General features: G+C 42.1%; 16 protein-coding genes. 9 read left to right on the forward strand and 7 right to left on the reverse strand.

Translation table 11 applies throughout. The features are described from left to right. Positions 1–152 precede the first annotated feature (152 nt). Entirely contained in the window at positions 153–1013 is an 861-nt protein-coding gene (locus AC4IFO_RS02860) for a MetQ/NlpA family ABC transporter substrate-binding protein (protein ID WP_490731696.1), read from the reverse strand. 251 nt (positions 1014–1264) lie between these two features. Between AC4IFO_RS02860 and AC4IFO_RS02865 the strand changes: the two genes are divergently transcribed. Together AC4IFO_RS02865 and AC4IFO_RS02870 are read left to right on the forward strand one after the other, a co-directional pair. Beyond that, positions 1265–2299 carry an isopenicillin N synthase family dioxygenase gene (locus AC4IFO_RS02865; RefSeq protein ID WP_490731698.1) on the forward strand — a complete coding sequence of 345 codons (1035 nt, stop codon included), beginning with the start codon at positions 1265–1267 and terminating at the stop codon, positions 2297–2299. A 49-nt stretch (positions 2300–2348) separates the two neighbouring features. Next, positions 2349–3632, forward strand: a complete 1284-nt coding sequence (locus AC4IFO_RS02870; RefSeq protein WP_490731700.1) for a cystathionine gamma-synthase family protein — start codon at positions 2349–2351, stop codon at positions 3630–3632. 50 nt (positions 3633–3682) lie between these two features. On the opposite strand, the gene AC4IFO_RS02875 is transcribed toward AC4IFO_RS02870, so the two are convergent. After that, positions 3683–7366 (reverse strand): SbcC/MukB-like Walker B domain-containing protein, encoded by a 3684-nt coding sequence (locus AC4IFO_RS02875; protein ID WP_490731702.1) that lies wholly within the window; start codon positions 7364–7366, stop codon positions 3683–3685. 5 nt (positions 7367–7371) lie between these two features. Further along, the gene (gene sbcD / locus AC4IFO_RS02880) at positions 7372–8583 is read right to left on the reverse strand and encodes an exonuclease subunit SbcD (RefSeq protein WP_490731704.1); all 1212 of its coding nucleotides are present in this window, start codon (positions 8581–8583) and stop codon (positions 7372–7374) included. 236 nt (positions 8584–8819) lie between these two features. Here sbcD and phoB point away from each other — a divergent pair, with 236 nt between their 5' ends. From phoB to nadS, 5 genes are all read left to right on the forward strand, one after another. Continuing rightward, the gene (phoB, locus tag AC4IFO_RS02885; RefSeq protein WP_219245717.1) at positions 8820–9509 is read left to right on the forward strand and encodes a phosphate regulon transcriptional regulator PhoB; all 690 of its coding nucleotides are present in this window, start codon (positions 8820–8822) and stop codon (positions 9507–9509) included. A gap of 23 nt (positions 9510–9532) precedes the next feature. Further along, positions 9533–10843: a phosphate regulon sensor histidine kinase PhoR gene (gene phoR, locus AC4IFO_RS02890; protein ID WP_490731707.1), complete on the forward strand. Its 1311-nt coding sequence runs from the start codon at positions 9533–9535 to the stop codon at positions 10841–10843. A 490-nt stretch (positions 10844–11333) separates the two neighbouring features. Then, the gene (brnQ, locus tag AC4IFO_RS02895; protein ID WP_490731709.1) at positions 11334–12659 is read left to right on the forward strand and encodes a branched-chain amino acid transport system II carrier protein; all 1326 of its coding nucleotides are present in this window, start codon (positions 11334–11336) and stop codon (positions 12657–12659) included. A 157-nt stretch (positions 12660–12816) separates the two neighbouring features. After that, positions 12817–13140, forward strand: coding sequence for a type II toxin-antitoxin system RelE/ParE family toxin (locus tag AC4IFO_RS02900; RefSeq protein ID WP_490731711.1), 324 nt, complete (start codon positions 12817–12819; stop codon positions 13138–13140). A gap of 46 nt (positions 13141–13186) precedes the next feature. Next, complete coding sequence (nadS, locus tag AC4IFO_RS02905; protein ID WP_490731713.1) at positions 13187–13489, forward strand: NadS family protein; 303 nt, start codon at positions 13187–13189, stop codon at positions 13487–13489. A 42-nt stretch (positions 13490–13531) separates the two neighbouring features. Here nadS and ggt read toward each other — a convergent pair whose 3' ends face one another. The 4 genes from ggt to AC4IFO_RS02925 all read right to left on the reverse strand — a co-directional run bounded on the left by ggt (position 13532) and on the right by AC4IFO_RS02925 (position 17744). Next, positions 13532–15298 carry a gamma-glutamyltransferase gene (gene ggt, locus AC4IFO_RS02910; protein WP_490731715.1) on the reverse strand — a complete coding sequence of 589 codons (1767 nt, stop codon included), beginning with the start codon at positions 15296–15298 and terminating at the stop codon, positions 13532–13534. A gap of 201 nt (positions 15299–15499) precedes the next feature. Next, complete coding sequence (locus tag AC4IFO_RS02915; RefSeq protein ID WP_490731717.1) at positions 15500–16120, reverse strand: hypothetical protein; 621 nt, start codon at positions 16118–16120, stop codon at positions 15500–15502. Between the two features lie 199 nt (positions 16121–16319). After that, on the reverse strand, positions 16320–16922 hold the full coding sequence (locus AC4IFO_RS02920; protein ID WP_219245721.1) for a peroxiredoxin C: 603 nt from the start codon (positions 16920–16922) through the stop codon (positions 16320–16322). 210 nt (positions 16923–17132) lie between these two features. Continuing rightward, positions 17133–17744: an acyl carrier protein phosphodiesterase gene (locus AC4IFO_RS02925; protein ID WP_490731719.1), complete on the reverse strand. Its 612-nt coding sequence runs from the start codon at positions 17742–17744 to the stop codon at positions 17133–17135. A gap of 363 nt (positions 17745–18107) precedes the next feature. Here AC4IFO_RS02925 and queA point away from each other — a divergent pair, with 363 nt between their 5' ends. Together queA and tgt are read left to right on the forward strand one after the other, a co-directional pair. Beyond that, the gene (gene queA / locus AC4IFO_RS02930; RefSeq protein WP_490731721.1) at positions 18108–19178 is read left to right on the forward strand and encodes a tRNA preQ1(34) S-adenosylmethionine ribosyltransferase-isomerase QueA; all 1071 of its coding nucleotides are present in this window, start codon (positions 18108–18110) and stop codon (positions 19176–19178) included. Positions 19179–19267: 89 nt separating this feature from the next. Then, on the forward strand, positions 19268–20395 hold the full coding sequence (tgt, locus tag AC4IFO_RS02935) for a tRNA guanosine(34) transglycosylase Tgt (RefSeq protein WP_219245724.1): 1128 nt from the start codon (positions 19268–19270) through the stop codon (positions 20393–20395). Positions 20396–20433 lie beyond the last annotated feature (38 nt).

Consider the following 20433-nt stretch of genomic DNA (forward strand, 5'->3'; position numbering starts at 1 on the left):
TAATTTATGATATCTAGTTTTTGATTATTCCAAATAGGGCGCTATGCATAAAATGGAGAGAAAAAAATTGAGGGTATTAAGGCGTAGAGTAGAGGTTAAAGAGTCTAGCGGGGGGCGTAATCCCGCTAGACAAGAATGATAACCAGTTTTACTTAATTGAGTTCATTAACATCTTTGGTAATTTCAATTTTAGTCCCACCAAAGTTATCAATGATATATTTTCTGACAGTTTCAGTGTGGTACAACTGCGCTAATTTTGCAAATTTAGGGTCGTCTTTATTATCTGTTTTTACGACTAATAAATTAATATTATTTTTAATGGAATCATCATTTTGCTCTCTAAATAAAGAGTCGTTTAATACATTAAGTCCACCTTCTTGCGCCGCGGTGTTACCAATAACAGCGATATCGACATCGGGTAAAGCCCTTGGGCCATGTGCATATTTTATTTGCCTAAAGACCAAATCTTTTGGGTTGGCAATAATATCGTTGGTTGACCCAGTTGCTTGGTTAAAGTCAGGCTTTAGTGTAATTAACTGGGCCTTTTCAAGTAATTTTAGGGCACGTATATGGTTAGCTGCATCATTAGGTATGGCCACAATGGCTTGCTTCGGTAAATCTGCAAGGTTTTTATGTTTTACCGAATAAACGCCCATCGGCTCAAAATAAGTGGTGGAGATTGCCGCCAATTTATTATTATGACTTTTATTAAAATCTTTTAAAAACCCCCAGGACTGAAATGCATTGACATCAACATCCCCATCAATCGTTGCCACATTAAGGGTGATCCCGTCATCAATGATTTTGACATCAATATCTAAGTTTGCTTCTTTCGCACTTGGAGACTGCGCAATAAACTTCCATATATCGGCATCACTGCCATGGCTGCCAATAATAATTTTTTGCGATGCTTGCCCTTGTTGATTTGATTTCTCTGTTGAACTTTCCTCTTGTGAACAAGCGGTTAGCGTAGAAAATGACAAAGCTAATAATAATGCAGGTATTTTTTTCATTTGATTATCTCTAATATTTTTTTGTTGATGATATCTAACCAAACAAAAATGACTTTTTATAAATAATATTTTATTCACCCTATAGTTTTTTAGTTATATACAGAAAATACACGTAGTCTCATTCGAAATTGTTATATCGATATAGTTTAAAATTATTTTTAGCAATATTTATTGTGGTATCTAATCAAGCATTAAATATAAACGTGAAAATTCTTCACTATCTAAAAAATAATTTAAAAGGTTGATTCATTATGTCTTTAACACAATTGCCTATTATTGATTTAAGTGAACTTGATAACCCTGAAACCAGAGATGACTTTTATAAAAAGCTACGTTTTATTGCTCGTGAAATTGGCTTCTTTTATTTAGTCGGTCATAACATTACACCCGAATCTCGAGAGCAGTTATTAACCACGACAAAACAGTTTTTTGCCTTACCAAAGGCGGAAAAAGAAGCCATTTCTATGGAGCACTCGCGCCATTTTCGTGGTTATACGGCTTCTACCGAAGAAAGCACACGAAACCAGCCTGATTACCGTGAACAAATAGATATTGGCGAAGAATTACCCGCACTCGAACTGACCGATAATGACCCTATTTGGTTTAACTTACATGGACCAAACCAATGGCCGCAAGCCTTGCCTGAATTGAAAAACCAAGCGCTTGCATGGCAAAGTGAGATGCGTGATATTGCCGTGAAACTCATCAAAGCGTTTTTAGTGGCTTTAGATCTTCCTGAAAACAGCTTCGAACACATTATCGCTGAACCTGCTCAACATTTATTGAAACTTATACACTATCCAGCGAGAGAAGATAATAACGATGGAGAACAGGGCGTTGGCGCTCATAAAGATGCCGGTATTTTGACTCTATTATGGCAAGACAACAGTGGTGGTCTGCAAGTCGAGACGGATAATGGCTGGATTGATGTCGCGCCACTGGAAAATGCATTTGTGGTGAATATTGGTGAGGTTTTTGAATTAGCGACGAACGGATATTTGCGTGCAAACGTGCACCAAGTGGTGAGAAAGAAAAATAGCGATTCCCGTTATTCTATTGCTTATTTCATTACCCCAAGTGTTTTTGCCGATGAAGTACCATTATTAACCTTACCGAGTTATTTAGCGCAGCAAGCTTTAGGGCCAGATAGTGATCCTCTCAATCCGTTATTTACTAACTTAGGAAAAAATGTGATTAAAGGCCGTTTACGTTCACATTTAGCGGTAACACGCAGATTTTACCCTACGGAATATGCGCAAATAATAAATAACAGTAATATCCTATAACGAATAGAATAAATTGATATTGATAAAAGAAAATCAGTTGGAGCCAAGTATGTCAGATCAAAGTTATAAAAAGGACTTAAATGGAAAGGCATTATCGCCTGAAACCTTGATGATGAGTTATGGGTATGACCCACAGCTTTCAGAGGGGTCGATTAAGCCTCCCGTTTTTCTGACATCAACGTTTGTCTTTAAAACGGCTCAGGAAGGAAAAGACTTCTTTAATTTAGTGAGTGGGCGCACACAAGCGCCAAGTGGCCAGAAGCAGGGGCTTGTCTATTCTCGGTTTAATCATCCAAACAGTGAAATTGTTGAGGATAGACTAGCATTGTACGAGGGGGCGCAAAGCGCAGCCCTATTTTCATCGGGCATGTCAGCAATTACGACGTGTTTGATGGCGGTGTTACAACCGGGGGATGTATTGCTGCATTCACAACCCCTTTATGGCGGAACAGAAACCTTGTTTCTCAATACGTTAAAGCGATTTGGGATTACGTCAGTGCCTTTCCAAAACGGCTGTGATTTAGCGGCCGTCTTAGATGTGGCAAATAGCGTCGAACAAGGCCAAAAAATTGCGGCGATTTATATTGAAACGCCGTCAAACCCGTTAAATACATTGGTTGATATTGAATTACTCAGCCAAGCAGCGAAACAAATTGGGCAAAAACAAGGTGGGGAAGCGCCATTACTGATTTGTGATAATACGTTGCTGGGACCTGTATTTCAAAAACCACTCGCTTTAGGTGCAGATTTAAGTGTGTACTCACTAACTAAATACGTGGGTGGGCATTCAGACTTAGTGGCTGGGGCGGTTGCTGGCAGCCATGAATTGGTGAAAAAAGTTAAAGCACAACGTAATGCTATTGGAACGCAATTAGACCCACATTCAAGTTGGATGTTAGGGCGCTCTTTGGAGACGCTACAGTTACGGATGGAGCGGGCTAATGACAGCGCTCAAACGCTGGCGGAATTTTTACACCAGCACCCAAAAGTGAGCAAAGTGCATTTCCCTGCATTTTTTCCGAAAGACAGTGTGGAATACCAAGTTTATCAAAAACAGTGTACTGGTGCGGGTTCTACTTTCTCCATTAATGTCGGAAATAACGAAGAAGATGCGTTTCGTTTTTTAGATAATCTCGCGATTTTTAAACTTGCGGTGAGCTTGGGGGGGACGGAATCATTAGCTAGTCATCCTGCATCGACAACGCATTCAGGCGTTGCACAAGCAGTACGTGAGAAAATTGGTATCAGTGATAACTTAGTGCGTTTATCTATTGGTATTGAGAATGTAAACGACCTAAAACATGCGTTAGAACTCGCATTAGACGCGATCTAAGTACTTAATGTTGTGGAGAGGAAGCGGTTTATTCCTCTCCATTTCCTTGATTAATTGAGCCGATATTGAGTTGGAAGTTCGCTAAAACCTAGCCCATTGGCTTTTTTCACATTAATTTGCACTGGGATGCGCTCTTTCATTGCTTCCACATGACTGATAACACCGATCATTTTTCCTGATGCATTCAGGCTCTCAAGGGCATCAAGGGCAATATCGAGCGTTTCGGCATCCAACGTGCCAAACCCTTCATCTAAAAATAATGATTCTAATTGTGTGCGGTTGCTGACCATGTCAGAAAGTGCCAGTGCTAACGCTAAACTAACGAGGAAGCTTTCCCCTCCAGATAACGTTTTGATATCCCTGACAGAATCTGCCTGCCAGCTATCGATAACTTGTAACTCTAAGTTAGCTTGATGACTACGTTGCAATATATAGCGGCCATGCAGTTTATCGAGCTGTTGGTTGGCTAATGTCACCAAACAATCTAGGGTTAGGCCCTGTGCATAGCGGCGGAATTTGTCCCCTTCAGCGGAACCAATTAAGGCGTTTAAATAGCTCCAATCATCGTAACTGAGTTGGCTTTTTTCTATTTCTTGCAGTAAATCTTGTTGCTGATAGCGCTGTTGTTTATCGGTATCTAAGCGATTAATAATCTGCCCTTGCTGCTGGTTGCGCTGTTTGATTTCTTCGTCGAGGGCGGTGACGGCTTCATGTAATTGTGCCTCAGAAAGTGATGAGAAGCCTGTGGCACGTTGCTGATTGAGGGCTTCGAGTGATTGTAAGCCTTCTTGATGGCGAGTTTCACTTTGCAATAGTTTTTGGCTTACACCTTGTTTTAATGCCTCTAATTGTTGTTTTTCTTCGAGGGTTAATAGAGCCTCAAGGAAGATTTTTTGCGTGCTAAATGGGCTTTGTGCCAGAGCATCGTTAAATTGACCTTGCACTTGTTGATGTTCGAATGTGGCTTTATTAATTGCTTCGATGATTTCTTGCAAGCTACCAGTCAGTGAGGCAATCATTTTATCAGTTTCATTAAGCTGCTTACTGAGTTGTTCTTGAGCTTGCGAAAGCACCTCTTGTTGAGTGTTAAGCTGTTGAATAAATTGAGGGACTGATAACCCTGAAAGCAGTGTTTTGCGTTCAGTTGTTTTTTGTTCAAGGGTAATATGTGCCTGTTGAAACTGTTTTTTTTCTTTCTCAAGCTGCTGATTAAGTTGGTTTAATTGTTCAGTTTCAGATTTAAGCGAAGCACTCGATACCTCGATTTTTTGACTCAGTGTTTGTGCTGTTGTTTTTTGAGTATTATAAAACTCACCACGTTGAGTGGTGTCACTCACCCATTTATCAAAGTCTTCGCTTTCAGGTAATTTTAGTTCAAAAGGCGCTAAAGCTGTTTGAAGTTGCTCAGTTTGTTCATTTTTGCGTTGCTGTAATTGAGCCAGTTCTTTTTGTGATTCATCAAATAATTGAGTTTGATATTTTAATCGCTCCTCAACGAGTGAAAGGTCTGCTTGTTGTTGATTTAAATGGGTTTGTTTTTCATGCTGTAACTGCCTAGCCTGCTGATAATCACGTTCTAATATCGTAAATTCATTGATGATTTTTTGTTGTTCTGTGAGCTTTGTCGTTAGCTCATTGATAAACGCAGTGGTGGCCTGTTCGTTCAGTGCTAATTCAGGTGTAAGTGCTTGCTCACATGTTGTTTTCCAGTTGTGATTTAAGCTATCTAGGTGTGCAGTGGCTTGCTGTAATTGTTGTGCTTGTTCTTTTTGGCGCAGTTGTTGTGTTTCGGATAGCGTGGTTAGTTTTGCCTGTTGCTGTTTAAGGTGATCAAGTTGCTCAGTTAATTGAATGAGTTGTTGTTGTGTCTCGCTCAGATGAATGGATTGGTATGCCTGTACGGCTGGGTGCTCGGTTGAACCGCATAATGGGCACGGTTTCCCTGAAACAAGTTGCTGGCGCTCTTGCTCTAAACTGACGATTTTCTGTTCTAATTGAAACTTTTCATTGATGAGTTTGGTGCGTGGCGCCAATTCATTGATCTGAAATTCGGCCAGTTCGCGCTCTTTTTGTGTTTGGGCGCTCTGTTGTTGCAAATCAGTATATTGTTGGTTGAATTGCTGTAATTGGCTTTGTGCACTAAGGTATTGAGACAAAATTAACGGCAAAAGTTTGGCATGCTGTAAACGTGTTTGTAGTTGCTCAATTTGTTGATTAACAACATAAATGTCATATTTTTCTTGGTTGACTTTGTATTGTTGTTCTTGTTGTTTAAACGCGAGGGTGTGCTTTTCTAAAGCAGAGCGAGTTTGTGTGAGTTCTGTTGTGCGTTGTTGTTTATCCGCTTGCAGTTGCTCAATTGTGTTTGAGTGGTTTTTCTGTTTTTGTGACAGACTATTGAGCTTGTCTGTCAGTTCAAAAATAAAGCGCCCTTGCTGCTTCCAGCCCCCTATTTGAGCACTAATCTGTGCATCTTTTTGCTTTTCTTCTAAGAAAACATTCAACTGATGAAGTTGATGATTAGCCAGCTGGATCTGGTTTTGTGTTTCATTCACCCATTGCTGTTTTTGTTCAAAAACCGCCTGTTTTTCTGCTATTTGTTGTTTTAATTCATGTTGCTGCTGCGTTAACTGAAAAATTTGGTTATCGAGGGGGCGAACAGTTTCATCAATCAGCTGGTTTTGTTGTTTTACAAAATCAATGTGTTTGCGGTAATCATCCTGCGATTGAATGAGCGCTGCTTGTAGCGGAGTTCGCTCAGCCTGTTGTTTTTCCAGATTGCGTTGCAACTGTTGCTGTTTTTCTGTGTATTCAGTAAGTTGCCGCTGTAGGCGTTCAATATTTTGCCAAAGCGGGCGTAGAGATTCCGCCGGTTCGCTATCCGACAGTTTTTTCAGTTGAGGTTGCGCCGCTTGATATTCAAGCTGGGCATTTTTTAGCTCATTCTCAAGGGATTGTACCCGCTGGGTAAGCTGGCGGTGCTGCTGCCACCAATTGAGTTCGTGTTGATGTTGCGTGCGTTTTTGTTTTATTTCAGTTTCTTGTTTTTGTAGCGTACTTTGTTGCTCTATCAGTGCTTGGTGTTCGGATTCTGTGAGTAAATTAATGCTCTGTGCTCTGGCTTTTAATAGGTCTAAATCCGTTTTTGCCTGCTTGTGCTGATTAAAAATATATTTGGAGATTTGGCTATAAATTTCTGTGCCTGTAATTTCTTCAAGCAGGTCTGCACGCTCTTTTTCTGAGGCATTTAAAAAGGCCGCAAAATCCCCTTGTGATAACAAAATTGATTTTGTAAAACGGCCGAAATCTAACCCTGTAATTTTGGCAATTTGGTCGCGAATTTCAGAGACCTTAACGGTAATGATTTTACCATCAGCGACTTGGGCTAGCTCAGCTTTCGGTGATTGCAAATTGCCATCGGGTTTATTCCCCGCGCGGCGTTGGCTCCAAAATGCGCGATAGGCCGTACCTTTAACTTCAAATTCCACTTCAGCAAGACAGTCACCTGTGTGGCGGGTCATCAATTCATTTTGGCTTGCGGAAATTGAATCTAACCGTGGTGTACGGTGATATAACGCGAGGCAAATGGCATCCAATAAGGTGGTTTTTCCTGCCCCTGTCGCACCGGTGATGGCAAATAACCCCTGACTGGCAAACGGTTCTTGCGTAAAATCGATTTTCCATTCGCCTTTGAGAGAGTTAATGTTTTTTAGACGTAAGCTTAAGATTTTCATATCAATTACCCTTTCTCGTGGCGTAATGCGTCATAGGATTGCTGGAAAAGTTGGGTTAGACGCTGTTCACGTTCAGGGTCTTCAAGGGTTTCTTCACTCAGGCGGCGTAGGAAAACCTCTTCTACAGTAAGTTCATTCAGGGTTTCATTCGCTAACGCAAGGTTTTGCCCTTGTTTTTGCTTTCTTGCACGGCGCAGTAACACAACTTCAACGGGAAGGTTTTGCGTGAGTGTTTCGATGCGCTGCTGAATATCCGCGAGATAGTCTTGAGAAGCCACCTCGATATCTAACCAAACCGCATTTTCGCCTTGGTAGTCCTGCCATACACTAAGTTGTTGCTCTATCTCTTTTAACGAGCCTTTTAACGTATGTAAAGGCTGAAAAATAGGGATCGCTAACGGGGTGATTTCGCTTAATTCGCTGCCTGTAAATTCAACTAAACAGACACTTTTTTGTTGGGCTGTTTCGTCAAAACTGAGGGCAATAGGGGAGCCGCAATAACGAATCTGTTGTTTTCCACCAATGACTTGAGGGCGATGAATATGACCAAGCGCAATATAATCCGCAGGGGGAAATGCCCCGGAAGGGAAGGCTTCTAAGGTGCCGATATAAATATCGCGTACGGAATCTGTGAGTTCCGCGCCAATCACCGTTAAATGCCCGGTGGCAATAATTGGGATATCCAGGCCGAGCATTGCCCGTTGCTCTAGGGCAAGTTGGTAGCTGGCTTGGTAATGGTCATGAATGGCAGTTTGGAGGGAAAGTTGTTTTTCTTCAATACTTTGCCCTGCAACACTTAGTTGGATATCTCGAGGTCGTAAAAAAGGAATTGCACACACAAGGCCAATGGGTTGTGCTTGTTTATTGTGCAGAGTGATAACATTCGGCTCACTGCCAGAGGTGACCACTTGAGTATTGAGGTAGCTTAATAGTGAGCTTGATTCATTCAGGACAGAGACGGAATCGTGGTTTCCACTCAAAATGACCAACTGGCAACCGGTTTTTTGCAAATCTACAATAAATTTATTATATAACTCGCGGGCATAGCTTGGCGGTGACCCTGTATCGAAAATATCCCCTGCCACAATGACGGCATCGACTTGATGAATTTCGACTTGGTTCACTAGCCAATTTAAAAAGTGTTGGTGCTCAGGCGCACGGCTTTTGGTAAAAAAGTATTGGCCAAGATGCCAGTCAGAGGTGTGAATAATGCGCATGAGCCATCAGTTCCTGTCTTCGATAAAGGGCATAAATTACTGCTATCCAGTATACCTTATCCTACCAAAACCTCGTGTTTTTCTCGTGTTATGGCGGAATTATTTCACTTAGATGACATTTACCCGCTAATATAAGGAGAAATATTTGATTTGCGAATAGACATTCATAATTCTGTCATAAAAGTGACGCATAATGCGTTCACATTAACAATGTCTTCTTATTTACAGGAACAATCATGGCAAGACGCATTCTAGTGGTTGAAGATGAAGCGCCCATCCGAGAAATGGTTTGTTTTGTATTAGAACAGAATGGTTTCCAGCCGATTGAAGCTGATGATTATGACAGCGCAATTGCACAGTTAGTCGACCCTCTACCCGATTTGGTGTTATTAGATTGGATGATCCCCGGTGGGTCAGGGCTCCAAGTGATTAAACATATGAAGCGTGATAGCGCCACTCGCGATGTCCCAGTGATGATGCTAACGGCTCGTGGGGAAGAAGAGGATCGCGTGAAAGGCCTAGAGGTCGGTGCGGATGATTATTTGATTAAGCCGTTTTCCCCGAAAGAATTAATTGCTCGTGTTAAAGCGATTCTCCGTCGCATCTCTCCAATGTCGACGGAAGATATCATCGAAATGAATGGGTTAACCTTAGACCCAACCTCCCACCGTGTAACCAGTAACGAAACCCCAATTGATATGGGGCCAACGGAATATAAACTTCTGCATTTCTTTATGACGCACCCTGAACGTGTTTACAGCCGTGAACAGCTCTTGAATTATGTCTGGGGCGCGAACGTTTATGTTGAAGACAGAACGGTGGATGTACACATTCGGCGTTTAAGAAAGGCGCTAGAAACTGAAGGTCATGATAAAATGGTGCAAACAGTACGCGGTACAGGTTACCGTTTCTCTGTTCGTTATTAACGACACACTAGGGAGAGACATGCGTGCTTGAACGCTTATCGATTAAACAGCTGATTTGGGGGCTGTTTTTATTTATCTTACCCGCGCTGATTTTGTCCGTTTTTATCGGGCACTTACCTTGGCTGCTAGTGGTTTCTTTACTGGCCGCCTTAGTGTGGCATGCGTATAACTTGCTGAAATTGTCTTATTGGCTTTGGTTGGATAAAAGCATGTTACCACCTGAGGGACGAGGGGGCTGGGAGCCGATATTTTACGGCATTTACCAGATGCAGCAACGTAACCGTAAACGCCGTCGCGAATTAGGGCAACTGATTAAGCGCTTTCGTAGTGGGGCTGAATCTTTACCGGATGCCGTCGTGATGATGACCACGGAGGGCAATATTTTCTGGTGTAACCGCCATGCGCAGGCGTTGTTAGGTTTTCGCTGGCCAGAAGATAACGGCCAACATATTTTCAATCTATTGCGTTACCCTGATTTTAGCCGCTATTTTTCAATCAAAAGTTATGACCAAGCATTAACCATTGAACTTAATAGTGGGGAAATTGTTGAGTTTCGTATTTTGCCTTATACGGAAGGGCAATTATTGATGGTGGCGCGAGATGTCACTGAAAAACGTCGGTTGGAGAAAGCGCGTAGAGATTTTTTTGCCAATGTGAGTCATGAACTACGCACGCCACTTACCGTTATTCAGGGATATCTTGAGGTGATGGATGACCAAGAAGGTATGCCTGCTGTCAATAAAAAAGCGCTGAATGTGATGCAAGAGCAAGCTCACCGAATGGATAATTTAGTGAAACAACTTTTGCAGTTATCCCGCATCGAAATTGCCCCGCAAATCAACCTTGATGAGCAAGTAAATATTCCCGTGATCCTCAAAATGATTGAGCAAGAGGCGTTAAGTTTAAGCCACGGTCGCCAGCAATTTGAGTTTAACATCGATGAATCACTGCGGGTGCATGGCAATGAAGAGCAATTGCGCAGTGCGGTGGCGAACTTAGTGTATAACGCCATTAATCATACGCCAGAAGGCACAAAAATTTGTGTTGATTGGCAAAGAACCAGCAATGGCGCGCGGTTTAGTGTGAAGGATAATGGCCCCGGGATCCCGTCGGAACATCTTCCTCGCTTAACTGAGCGTTTTTATCGTGTGGATAAAGCGCGTTCACGCCAAGGTGGCGGCGGTACAGGGCTTGGGTTGGCTATTGTAAAACATGCCGTTCAACACCATAGCAGCCAGCTGGTGGTTACTAGCCAAGTGGGGAAAGGGAGTGAGTTCTCATTTACCTTGCCGCCAGTGCTAATTGTTGATGATAAAAAACTCAAAAAAGCTTAGAAAATTCCACTTTATTAATAGAATCAATTTATTAATAAAGTGGATCCTGCTTCTATTTCGATTAATTAATTCTATTAATGCATTGTTTTTTTATATTATCCCACCAACTAATAATTTTAAAATAATATATCCTACCTGTTATCAAAAAAAGTGAATGATAAAATGAGGAGTTGATTAATTTTCAAGCAAATCATATAACGGGTATTGTGATTTTACTGAAATGAATCACTGGTTCTGAAAATTAGTTTAGTTATTTCCTCTTGTTTTCGGGTTTGCTATTGCCTTTTTGCCCTATAAAAGTTCTACTTGTTGTCAGTTATTGGCGATTTTTTCTGTTTTTTGATTTTTCGTTTTGTCATCGGCAAGCAAGCATACTTTTTATATTGTTAACAGTATGTTTATCAGAATTCTATCTCGCTATATATATTTCAAAGGGTTGCTAGGTGCATACCCGTAATTTTCTATTTCCGCTACTAAAAATTAACATAATATGGCTCATCGTTTATCATCAAGAGATATCATCGCATTAGGTTTTATGACCTTTGCGTTATTTGTCGGGGCAGGAAATATCATTTTCCCTCCGATGGTTGGCTTACAGGCAGGGGAACAAGTTTGGACCGCCGCACTTGGCTTTTTAGTCACAGGTGTAGGTCTACCCGTATTAACCGTTATCGCATTAGCGAAAGTTGGGGGCGGAATTGAAGCCCTGAGCACACCTGTGGGGAAAACCGCGGGTTTACTGCTCGCGGTTGTCGCTTACTTATCTGTTGGCCCATTATTCGCAACGCCTAGAACCGCAACCGTATCGTATAAAGTGGGTATCGCCCCGTTATTTGGTGGCGAGTCTGACATGTTACTGCTTATCTATAGCGCAGTTTATTTTGTGCTAGTGATAGGTATTTCGCTGTATCCGGGCAAATTACTGGATAGCGTAGGGCACATATTGGCGCCTGTAAAAATGCTCGCACTGGCTATTTTAGGCGTCGCAGCCGTAATGTGGCCAGCAGGTGACCCAATTCCATCAACGGTAGAATACCGCGATATGGCCTTCTCAAATGGCTTTATTAACGGCTACCTCACAATGGATACCCTTGGGGCGATGGTGTTTGGTATTGTTATCGTGAATGCAGCGCGTTCACGGGGTATCGAAAATTCATCATTACTCACTCGCTATACCATGTGGGCTGGCTTAATTGCTGGGGTACTGTTGACGCTGGTGTATCTATCCTTATTCAAACTGGGTGAAAATAGCGGTTCACTGATCCCGAATCCAGAAGATGGCGCGGATATCCTGCACACTTATGTTCAGTATACGTTTGGTGGCTACGGCAGCTTCTTCCTTGCGGTATTGATTTTTGTGGCTTGTATGGTGACTGCTGTTGGGTTGACTTGTGCTTGCGCTGAATTCTTTAGCCGCTATGTGCCGATTTCTTACCGTAAGCTTGTGCTGATCTTAGGGGTTTTCTCCATGATCATCTCAAACTTAGGTTTAAGTAAGTTAATCGCCTTCTCATTACCTGTGTTGGTTTCAATTTATCCACCTTGTATTGTCTTGATATTAATGAGCTTTACATTGAAATGGTGGAAAAATCCAACAGTGGTAATTGCGCCAACAATGCTAGTCAGCTTTGTCGTAGGCTTAATCGGCGCGGTGAAAGCGTCCGATCATTTGAAGGTCTATATCCCAGAGTGGATGACGGCGATGCCATTGTATAAACAAGATTTAGTTTGGGTATTGCCAACACTTGTTGTTTTGGTCGTCGCGATTGTCTGTGACAAAGTGGTGTCACCATCAGTGCAGCATAAACAAGCTTAATTATCTGAATTATCAAACAAAAGGGAGCCAATTGGCTCCCTTTTTCTTTTTGAGTGTTTTCAAAACTGAAATGTATTTATCAGATAAATATCGAGTTTTTTTGGTTGAAATTAGTACTTGGTACGAATAAAGTGGTGATGTGCGCAAGGAGGTGCAGATGAACTACTTAGAGCTTATTGAAACGACGGTATTTAGCCGTGAGCGACAGTTATTAATGGACGATGATGAGTTTCAATTATTTCAGACATTTTTGTTAGAAAACTATGAGTATGGCGATACGGTAAGTTGTACTGGTGGATGTAAAAAAATACGTTGGGGCCTATTAAATAAAGGCAAACGTAGTGGTATTAGAGTGATTTATTATACAAGAGCAATCAGTGGTAGGCTGTACCTGCTTCTGATTTACGCTAAAAATGGAAAGGATGATTTAAAAGAGCAAGAAAAAACAGTCTTAAGGTCTATTATTCAAAAGCTTGCTTAATTTGAGACTAAATGGAATTAAACCTTTCTATCATGGGAATAACGGTATGGAAAAAAAACTTTTTGATGACTTAGTGAGTAGTTTGGAAGAAATGGTCGCTATTGAAAATGGCGAACTGATTCCAGATAGCGAAAATGTTCATCGTCTCGAATTACCTGATGTCAAAGCGATTCGTAAGCATGCTGGAATGAAGCAACAAGAGTTTGCTGAGGCGATTGGCTCAAGTGTGGATTTAGTTCGTAGTTGGGAGCAAAAGCGAAGATTCCCATCGGGCATGGCACTCAAAATTTTATTTCTTATTGAAAAGAAACCCAGCATTATTGATGAGTTAAGGGATATTCGGGTTTAACCAAGCCCGTGGTAGTACAGGGCTTGGTTTTATTATTCTAAATTAATCCACGCCGACGGCACTACCCGCTGGTCGGCGAACATCATTAGAACCGTAAATAAAGCCTTCGCGGACTTTGCCTGAAACGGCTGAGTCATTACCCGATGATTTGGCACTGACGCCCGCACCATCAGGAATAGCAACCATAATTAGCTCAGCAGCACCCCAAGGGGTTTGCTCAACCATCTTATAACCCATCTTATCGAGAAGGGCTAAGCTGTCTTTCGACACACCGCGCTCTTCGTAATACACCTCATCAGGTAGCCATTGGTGATGAATACGAGGTGCATTGACCGCTTCTTGTGGTGGCATTCCGTGGTCAATTATGTTTAATGCGGTTTGCAACGTGATAGAAATAATACGTGACCCCCCTGGGGAGCCCAGCACTAAGAACACCTTGCCATCTTTGGTGACAATGGTTGGGCTCATTGATGAGAGTGGGCGTTTACCCGGCGCGATAGAATTTCGTTCACCTTGGACTAAACCATAAAGGTTTTTTTCGCCAACTTTTGTGGTGAAATCATCCATTTCATCATTAAGGAAGAAACCTGTTCCCGGTGGGATAACCACGGAACCAAATCGACCGTTGATCGTGTAAGTGGTTGAAACGGCGTTTCCTTTTTCATCAACAACTGAGTAATGGGTTGTTTCTGGCTTTTCATGAGGCCCCATTCCCGGCTGAACTTGGGTTGAAGGTGTGGCTTGGTTTGGTTTGATCTCTTTGCGCAGCTCTTCGGCGTAGGCTTTACTTAACAATTTTTCGGTTGGGTTATCCACAAACTCAGGATCACCAAGAAACGTATTTCTGTCCATATAGGCGTGGCGCATAGCTTCGGTTAGGGTATGAATATACTCAGCAGAATTAAAGCCCATCTCTTTAAGGTCATAACCCTCTAAAATATTTAAGGTTTGGCAGATAGTTACACCACCAGAGCTTGGCGGTGGTGCAGAAATAAATTGATAGCCTCTATAGGTACAGCTAACTGGTGCTGTGTCCGTGATAGTAAAATCAGCAAAATCTTTCGCGGTGAGTATGCCGCCATTTTTCTTTGAGGCTTCCTCGACGGCTTTCGGTATTTCCCCCTCATAGAAAGCGGATGGCCCATTTTTAGCAATTTTTTCAAGGGTATTGGCTAAATCGGTTTGCACCAATAAATCACCGGGTTGGAATGCGCTACCGTCAGGTTTTAAGAAAATACGTGCGACTTCAGGATCTTGCTTAAAGCGCTCGGTGGTTGTATCCAGTACATCCGTATCTGCACGGGTTAAGATAAAACCTTCTCTGGCAAGCTTAATTGCAGGCTCCATCACTTGTTGGCGGCTCATCGTGCCGTATTTTTCTAATGCGTAATCGAGGCCTTTAACGGTACCTGGCACACCCGAAGCGAGGTAGCCATATAAGCTTGCGTCTTTGATTAACTTACCGTCTTTATCGAGATACATGTCAGCGCTTGCTGCGGCAGGGGCGGTTTCTCTAAAATTGATGAATAGGTCTTTGCCATCAGCCAGGTGAATGGTCATAAAGCCTCCCCCGCCAATATTGCCACAACACGGGTTAACAACGGCTTGGGCATAGCCAACTGCCACTGCAGCATCCACAGCGTTTCCGCCTGATTTCAAGATATCTGCGCCAATTTGTGAGGCTAAATGTTGAGATGAAACGACCATGCCTTTTTTGGCTTCAACGGCAGGTTCTGATGCAGCAAAGAGTTGGCTTGAAAATAATAAGGAAAGCAATAATGCAGCAGGGCGTAATGATGTTCTGATCATTCGTATCTCCCAGTTAAGGTAAGGTTTGATATAACACAAATTAATAATTTGTTAATTATTTGTGTTTTTAATGTATAGCATACAATAGTGTGGAGTGTTGAATATTTGAGTTAAGAAGTGTTAACTGGGTAGGGTTATTTATGAATAAGCAGGTGTTAAATATGGGTAGGGAAAGGGCTCAAAAAGAGCCCGTAAAGTATATTATTTTTTATTAAACAATGACATGTGAACCCAACCATTATTGGTTAAAATGAGAGGGCTTTGCTGTGCACGTTCAGCATGTGTTTGTGCTGATTGAATTTGAGGATAAGCCGCAATCACTTTTTCATTTTTCGCCCACGCAGCAATATCTTCCAGTTTTTGCGTGTAGTTGGCGATAGAAATTTGTTGCCCACCGCGCTCTGCTGGCTCAGTAAAATTAGTGACTTCGTTAACAACGAGCTTACCTGTGCAGAAACTGCCACGACCGGAAGATTTAGCTTGTTTCTCGTCATAAAATTTTTGCCCTTCACTGGTCAGCGTATATTCGACACCATCTCCTGTTTGTTCACCAGTCCATACGTCTTTCACCGTGATTTGTTTTTCACTTTTAGCCAGTAACCCCGCACCAACTAGCGTATCCAGCTGCTCAATATTGCGGTAGCTGAATTTAGTGATAAAGCCTGCTGGTATTGGATCTACATTGATACAAATCGCTTTTTTAGTATCGAGATAGTCTTGGATGGATTTTTTGAAGTTACTTTCTGATGCAGTTTGGCTGCTATCGCATCCAGCAAGGAATGCACTGATAATAGTCATTGAGGCGATGAGTTTTAAGTTCATTTTCCGATACCTAGCTTTGTTATTTATTTGTAATTAAATGATTCTAATTGTAACAATAATATAAATAAGGAAAGGTTTACAGTCTAAGAGAAATGATAAGGGGGATATATTGTGTTGTTTGGGATGTTTCTTAAAGGGGGAGAAGGTGAAAAGAAAAAAGCGGGCAATAAGCCCGCTTTCGAAAAACTAAATCGATTGATTACAGTTTTGCAGAGTTTTTGGTCAGGTAGTCAGCAACGCCTTTTGGAGATGCGTTCATACCTTCTTTTCCTTTTTCCCACTGAGCTGGGCAAACATCACCGTGCTCTTCGTGGAATTGCAGTGCGTCAACCATACGCAGCATTTCGTCGATGTTACGGCCTAATGGCAGGTCGTTAACCACTTGGTGACGAACAACACCGTTTTTGTCAACGAGGAAAGAACCACGCAGTGCAACGCCTGCTTCTGGGTGTTCAATACCGTAAGCTTTCATGATTTCGCGTTTGATATCAGCAACCATCGGGTATTTAACTTCACCGATACCGCCGTTATCAACAGGGGTTTTACGCCATGCGTTATGAACAAACTCAGAGTCAAAAGAAACACCAACAATTTCAACACCGCGTTTTTTGAATTCTTCATAGCGGTGGTCAAATGCGATCAGCTCTGAAGGACACACGAAAGTGAAGTCCATTGGCCAGAAAAAGATCACAGCTGGACGGCCGTTCAGGTGGGTTTTCAGGTTGAAGTTTTCAACGATTTCACCGTTACCTAAAACAGCAGCAGCAGTAAAGTCAGGGGCTTGACGTGTTACCAGAACCATAATTTACTCCTATGAGTTTGATTTTTGTCCGAGAGATTTCACAAAAATTGTGTATTTTCGAACATAGACTTCCAAAAGGATAAAAAATTATCTTTTGATAATAAAGACATTTAAACCAATTATTGTGATAGGTTTTAACTATCAATTATACTGATTTAATAAATTAATATCAATAAGATAGTTTTATTCTGCCAAAGTGCAAGCATTAATTTATCCCTTTGCCTGTATTGTGACATCTTGTGCAAAAATTTGTTGCAGCGCATTCGCCATCATTTGTGGGTAAAATTGAAAGAAAATATTTTCCAGCGCATCATACTGCAATAAAAAATCATCAAATGAACCACTTAGCGCACTGAGCCTTGGTCTTCTTTTCGCCATTCCATTCAGGGATTTACCAATATAGTTTTTATCTGCATAACGAATTAACCACTGTTGTGGCCAGAGAAACTCATTTAACTCCTGAAATTTTTCAGGGGTATGACAAAGCTGAGGTTCGATAATATTTCGGCAATAACGCACGAATTCAGGCAGTGAAGTGTCGGGCTCAATTGTCGACCAATGCAAAGACAAAAAATGATCCCACACTAAATCCAATGTAATCGGGGCAACGCGGCGATATTCCTCACGAAACAGTAACTTGGCCTCTTTGACCAAAGGGTGAGTGTCAGTAATACGATCAACTGCGCGGTGCATCATAATGCCAGAGACGACTTCAGGCGAGTAAAGGCCCGCAGGGTTGCCGCGAACGTAGTCAGCCATTGTGTTGCCGAGCAGAGAGCTGGCAGCGAGGTGGGCTAGGTGTAAGTGTGCTAAGTAATTCATTCTTTTATAGTATACCTGATGCCTTTCAAATTATAGCGGTGTTAGCGGCGCAAACCGACCCTAGTCACATACTTATGTATGCTCCTAGGGCTCAATTTGCTTGCTGCCTTGCTCTAATTCGAAATTCATGAGGTATCAGTATTGAGATGAAAACCAAAATAATAGAAATCAATTTGTCATGAAAGGTAAGTAAAATTGAAATAATTTATTCATCGAATGGATAAATAGCGTACAGAATTTTTTGCTAACAAAATATTTGTTAAATAATGGTGGTTTTTTGTGCGATTTTGCGCTTATTTCTTGCGCCAAAGGCAGTGCGGCACTAGACTAGTTGCCTGTTTTTTTTAGATTGATGTCAATACAATGCGTGTTTCTGATTTTACTTTTGAATTACCTGAAGAACTGATTGCCCACTATCCACAGGCTGAACGTAGCGCTTGCCGCTTATTAAGTCTGGATGGTGGATCGGGGCAGCTAACGCATGGTGTTTTTACGGATGTCCTAGAAAAATTGGAGAAAGGGGATTTACTGGTATTCAACAATACCCGCGTGATCCCTGCAAGGCTATTTGGTCGCAAAGTTAGTGGCGGCAAAATTGAAGTTCTTATCGAACGTATGTTGGACGAACACCGTGTATTAGCACATGTTCGTGCCTCAAAAGCACCGAAAGAAGGCACTGAATTGTTACTGGGCGAAGATGAAAGCGTCAACGCCACGATGGTCGCGCGTCATGGTGCTTTATTTGAGCTGCGTTTTGATGATGAACGGGATGTATTGAGCATTTTGAATCAAATTGGTCATATGCCATTGCCACCTTACATCGACCGACCTGATGAGGAAGCAGATAAAGAGCTTTATCAAACGGTGTATAGCGAAAAACCGGGGGCTGTCGCAGCGCCAACGGCGGGCCTACACTTTGATGAGCCTTTGCTTGACGCTTTGCGCCAAAAAGGTGTCGAAATGGCGTTTGTTACGTTACATGTTGGCGCGGGGACATTCCAACCTGTTCGTGTTGATACCATCGAAGACCACATCATGCACTCCGAATATGCGGAAGTGCCACAAGATGTGGTTGATGCGGTATTAGCGTGTAAAGCGCGTGGTAACCGTGTTGTTGCTGTGGGAACAACGTCAGTTCGTTCATTAGAAAGCGCAGCTAAAGCCAGCCAAGATGCCTTAATTGCTCCATTTTTTGATGATACCCAAATTTTTATTTATCCAGGTTATGAATATCAGGTGATTGATGCATTAATCACTAACTTCCATCTGCCTGAATCGACATTAATTATGTTGGTTTCTGCATTTGCTGGATATAAAAACACAATGAATGCGTACAAAGCGGCGGTTGCTGAGCAATACCGTTTCTTTAGCTATGGTGATGCGATGTTTATCACCCCCAATGCGAATGCAAAATTCGAAAAAATTGGCGAATAATCAGTGATAAGCGGTGGCATCGGCTGCTTGCTTAGCAAATTAATACTATCGATAACATCAGACTGTTTTTCTGATGTTTGGAGGCAAACGTGAAATATGAATTACAAACGACCGATGGCAATGCACGCCGCGGCCGTTTAGTATTTGAGCGCGGTGTGGTTGAAACCCCTGCATTTATGCCAGTGGGCACCTACGGTACCGTAAAAGGTATGACCCCAGAAGAAGTGAAAGAGACGGGCGCTCAAATCCTGTTAGGCAATACTTTCCACCTGTGGTTACGTCCTGGCCAAGAAATTATGAAGTTACATGGTGACCTCCATGATTTTATGCAATGGCAAGGCCCGATTTTAACGGACTCTGGCGGTTTCCAAGTCTTTAGTCTTGGCGCGATGCGTAAAATTAAAGAAGAAGGCGTACATTTTCGTAACCCAATTAACGGTGAGAAAGTTTTCTTAAGCCCTGAAAAATCGATGGAAATTCAGTACGACCTCGGTTCAGATATCGTGATGATATTCGACGAATGTACACCATATCCAGCAGATTGGGACTATGCAAAGACCTCAATGGAAATGTCGCTGCGTTGGGCAGCACGTAGCCGCCAACGTTTTGACGAGTTAAACAATAAAAATGCCCTGTTTGGTATCATCCAAGGCAGTGTTTACGAAGATTTACGTGATATTTCGGTTAAGGGACTGGTGGAAATCGGCTTTGATGGTTACGCTGTAGGCGGCCTTGCCGTTGGCGAACCGAAAGAAGACATGCACCGTATTTTAGAGCATGTTTGCCCACAAATTCCGGCAGAAAAACCGCGTTATTTAATGGGTGTCGGTAAGCCGGAAGATTTAGTAGAAGGCGTTCGTCGTGGTATCGACATGTTCGACTGTGTGATGCCAACACGAAATGCACGAAACGGCCATTTATTTGTCACGAATGGCGTGGTAAAAATCCGTAATGCGAAGTATAAATCTGACACATCAACGCTCGATGCGGATTGTGACTGCTATACTTGTCGTCATTATAGTCGTGCTTATTTGCATCATCTTGATAGATGTAATGAAATTCTTGGCGCAAGGCTCAATACCATCCATAATTTACGTTACTATCAGCGTTTAATGGCGGGTATCCGACAAGCCATTGAAGATGGTAATTTCGAAGAGTTTGCGAAAGATTTCTATCAAAAGATTGGAAAACCTGAACCTTCGTTAAATATCGAATGAATTTAAGTGCGAAATCACGCTAATCTGTGTAGCATAGT

The sequence above is a fragment of the Providencia sp. UF-224 genome, from assembly GCF_058245955.1.

Bases quoted from the DNA above. Each gene is read 5' to 3' on its own strand.
- AC4IFO_RS02860 (WP_490731696.1), bottom strand. From the start codon at position 1,013: ATGAAAAAAATACCTGCATTATTATTAGCTTTGTCATTTTCTACGCTA.
- AC4IFO_RS02865 (WP_490731698.1), top strand. From the start codon at position 1,265: ATGTCTTTAACACAATTGCCTATTATTGATTTAAGTGAACTTGATAAC.
- AC4IFO_RS02870 (WP_490731700.1), top strand. From the start codon at position 2,349: ATGTCAGATCAAAGTTATAAAAAGGACTTAAATGGAAAGGCATTATCG.
- AC4IFO_RS02875 (WP_490731702.1), bottom strand. From the start codon at position 7,366: ATGAAAATCTTAAGCTTACGTCTAAAAAACATTAACTCTCTCAAAGGC.
- sbcD (WP_490731704.1), bottom strand. From the start codon at position 8,583: ATGCGCATTATTCACACCTCTGACTGGCATCTTGGCCAATACTTTTTT.
- phoB (WP_219245717.1), top strand. From the start codon at position 8,820: ATGGCAAGACGCATTCTAGTGGTTGAAGATGAAGCGCCCATCCGAGAA.
- brnQ (WP_490731709.1), top strand. From the start codon at position 11,334: ATGGCTCATCGTTTATCATCAAGAGATATCATCGCATTAGGTTTTATG.
- AC4IFO_RS02900 (WP_490731711.1), top strand. From the start codon at position 12,817: ATGAACTACTTAGAGCTTATTGAAACGACGGTATTTAGCCGTGAGCGA.
- nadS (WP_490731713.1), top strand. From the start codon at position 13,187: ATGGAAAAAAAACTTTTTGATGACTTAGTGAGTAGTTTGGAAGAAATG.
- ggt (WP_490731715.1), bottom strand. From the start codon at position 15,298: ATGATCAGAACATCATTACGCCCTGCTGCATTATTGCTTTCCTTATTA.
- AC4IFO_RS02915 (WP_490731717.1), bottom strand. From the start codon at position 16,120: ATGAACTTAAAACTCATCGCCTCAATGACTATTATCAGTGCATTCCTT.
- AC4IFO_RS02920 (WP_219245721.1), bottom strand. From the start codon at position 16,922: ATGGTTCTGGTAACACGTCAAGCCCCTGACTTTACTGCTGCTGCTGTT.
- AC4IFO_RS02925 (WP_490731719.1), bottom strand. From the start codon at position 17,744: ATGAATTACTTAGCACACTTACACCTAGCCCACCTCGCTGCCAGCTCT.
- queA (WP_490731721.1), top strand. From the start codon at position 18,108: ATGCGTGTTTCTGATTTTACTTTTGAATTACCTGAAGAACTGATTGCC.